This window comes from Burkholderia sp. HAN2018 (assembly GCF_024704855.1).
GTDB lineage: Bacteria > Pseudomonadota > Gammaproteobacteria > Burkholderiales > Burkholderiaceae > Burkholderia > Burkholderia cepacia.
In genome coordinates, this window is sequence record NZ_QOBB01000409.1 from 1 (window position 1) to 3,309 (window position 3,309).

The window sequence follows — 3,309 nt, forward strand, 5'->3', positions numbered from 1 at the left end:
CGCGGACGAGCGCCTGGCGCTCGGGCCCGACGCGGTCGTCGTCGCGGTCGGCGGCGCCCGCGGGATCACCGGTGAACTGATGAAGACGCTGGCCGCGCATGTGCGTCCGACGCTGTACCTGATCGGCAGCAGCGCGCTCGACGAGGTCGATGCGGACCTGCTCGCGATGGACGACGAAGCGTTCGCGAAGAGCCGCCCCGATTACATCCGCCAGCAGAAGGCACGGCATCCGGAGCAGCCGCTGCCGGCGATCATCCGCGCGTTCGAGCGGCGCGCGGACGCACGCACGGCGTGCATGAACATCGAGGCGATGCGCGCATTCAGCGGCGCGCATCGCGTGACGTACCTGCGCGCCGACGTGCTGGACCCCGACAGCCTGCGCACGGCCATCGACACGATTCTCGCGCGCGAGCCGCGCGTCGACCTGCTGGTCAACGCGGCCGGATTGAACCGTTCCGCGTCGGTGCTTGTGAAGTCGCTGGACGACTTCGTCGCGGTGCGCGACATCAAGGTGCGCGGCTACTGGAACCTGCGCGACGCGTTCGGCGCCCGGCAGCCGCGCCTGTGGTGCAACTTCGGGTCGTTCATCGGCCTGACGGGCCAGGCCGGCGAAACCGACTACGCGTCGGGCAACGACTTCCTGAACACGCAGGCGTCGTATCACCGCGCGGCGCTCGGCCACGACGAATTCACGATCGGCTGGACGCTGTGGCGCTCGGTGGGGCTCGGCTCGAATCCGGTCACGCGCGCGTTTCTCGAGAAGAGCGGCCTGTTCACGAGCATGCGCACCGCGGAAGGGCAGCATCATTTCATGCGCGAGCTCGGTATCGGCGAGCGCGCGGCGATGTCCGTGCATCTGGGCGAGGCCGAGCGACGGGCGATCGAGACGCACCTGCCCGGCTACTTCAATCTCGACGAAGCTGAAGCGGTGCCCCGCGTCGCCACGCCGCGCGATCCGGATTTCTATCTCGGCCGCGAGCTGGCGCGCACGGACGACAGCGTGACCTTCGAGCGGGTGTTCGATCTCGAGCGCGACGCGTACCTGCAGCATCACGTCGTCAACGGCTTTCCGACGCTGCCGGGCACGTTCGTGCCCGAAGTGGCCGCCGAAGCCGCGCTGCGGCTCGTGCCGGGGCTCAAGGTCGTCGGATTCGCGGACGCGGCGTTCCTGCACTTCCTGCGCGTCTACGACGCGAAGCGGCCGAGCGTGAAGCGCATCCACGCGAGGATCGCCGCGCGCGACGGCGACGCCGTGCTCGTGCACGTGCGGATCTCCGGCGACGTGCTGGCGCCCGGCGGCCAGGTTCTCGTGCGCGACAAGCCGCACTTCGAGATCACCGTGCGCCTGGCCGCGGCCTACGCGCCGGCACCGGTATGGAGCGAACCGCCGGGCGGGACGTTTGTGCCCGTCGCCGATCCGTATCACTTCGACGCGGCGCCCGTGAGACTGACCGGCATGTTCGTGTCGACGACCGACACCGGCATGAGCGAAACGGGCAAGCAGGCGCGCTTCCGGCTGAACGTGCCGGACGGCGATCCGGTGTTCTCGCGCTTCGTGGTGCCGAGCATCCTGCTCGACGGGCTCGCGCGCGTGGCGGCGCTCGATCATGTCGCCGGCGACTACATCCCGCTCGCGGCGCCGATGTCGATCGGCCGCATCGACCTGTACGAAGCCGGCAACGACTGCGAGCTGGCCGCCCGCCACGCGTCGATCGCGCTGCGCGTGACGCCGCGCGCCTTCGCGCTCGAAGGGCCGGCGAGCAGCGGCAACCGGTTCGTCGCGGTGCGCCCGGACGGCCGCATCCTGATGCAGATGCGCGACGTGACGGGCATCGTGACCGGCTACGTGCACCGCGTGACCGGCGCGTTCGCCACGCGCGGCGAGATCGACGCGCGGCTTGCCGCGCACGCGGCTTCCGAGCAGGTGTCGGCATGAGCACGAAGCGTCTCGCGCCCGGCCCGCGCGGCAGCGTCGTGATGGGCAACCTCGCGGAATACAAGCGCAATCCCGTCACGATGCTGCTGAAGCTTCAGCAGCAGTACGGCGACATCGCCCGCAACCGGCTGGGCCCGTTCCTCACGCATGCGCTCGCGCATCCGGACGGCGTCCAGCACGTGCTGCAGGACAATCACCGCAACTACGTGCGCGGCCGCTTCTACGACAACTTCAAGATGTTCTTCGGCGACGGCCTGCTGACGACGGACGGCGAGTTCTGGCGGCGTCACCGGCGGGTCGTGCAGCCGCTTTTTCACCGCAAGCAGGTGGAATCGCATACGGCGGCCGTCGGCGACGCGGCGCTCGCGCTCGTCGAGCGCTGGCTGAAGCGGCCCGCGCATGCGCCGTTCGACGCGGTCGAGGAGATGATGCGCGTGAGCCTGCGCATGCTCGGGCTGATGCTGTTCAACGCGGACATCTCGCGGCATGCGGACGAGGTCGGGCCGGCGGTGCGCTTCGGCATCGAGGCGATGATGCCGCAGGGCAACATGAACGACTTCGTGCCGCGCTGGATGCCGACGCCGTTCAACCGCCGGATCGCACGTGCGCGCCGCGGGATCGACACGATCGTCGATGCGATCGTCGCCGAGCATCGCGCGGGACGCTGCGAGACGAGCGACGTGATCGCGCTGCTGCTCGCCGCGCGCGACCCCGACACGGGCGCGCCGCTGACCGAGCGCGAGGTGCACGACGAGGTGATGACGGTGTTCCTGGCCGGCCACGAAACGACCGGCAGCGGGATGGCGTGGGGGCTCTATGCGCTCGCGCAGCATCCGGACGTGCTGCGCCGGCTGCGCGAGGAACTCGATGCGGTGCTCGGCGGGCGGGCGCCCGCGGCCGACGACATCGCGCGCCTGCCGTATCTGGTGCAGACCGTCGACGAGATCCTGCGGCTCTATCCGCCGATCTGGGGCTTCACGCGCGACCTGGTCGACGACGACGAGATCGGCGGTTATCACGTGCCGGCCGGTTCGTCGGTATTCATGTCGCCGTACGTCACGCATCGTCATCCGGCGCTGTGGGCCAACCCGGACGCATTCGATCCGGAAAACTTCGGGTCGCACGCGCCGACGCGGCACAAGTACGCGTACTTTCCGTTCGGCGGCGGGATGCGCAAGTGCATCGGCTATCAGACCGCGCTGCTGCAGATCCGCGTGCTGATCGCGGTGGTCGCGCAGCACGTCGATCTGAGCGCGGTGCCCGGTCGTTCGCTCGACACGGGCGCGACGATTTCGCTGCGCCCGCGCGACGGCATCCAGCTGGTCGCGCGGCCGAGATCGCGCGAGCGCACGAGCGCCGCGCCTGCCGGGCGC

At 70.0% G+C, this 3,309-nt stretch carries 2 protein-coding genes; both read left to right on the top strand.

The annotated features are described in order from the left end of the window. Positions 1-1,936 (top strand): SDR family NAD(P)-dependent oxidoreductase (locus tag DPV74_RS40190; RefSeq protein ID WP_119339205.1); only part of this gene is annotated, 1,936 nt, incomplete at its 5' end. Further along, a partial coding sequence (locus DPV74_RS40195; protein ID WP_162923299.1) for a cytochrome P450 occupies positions 1,933-3,309 on the top strand: 1,377 nt, incomplete at its 3' end. The genes DPV74_RS40190 and DPV74_RS40195, both read left to right, overlap by 4 nt.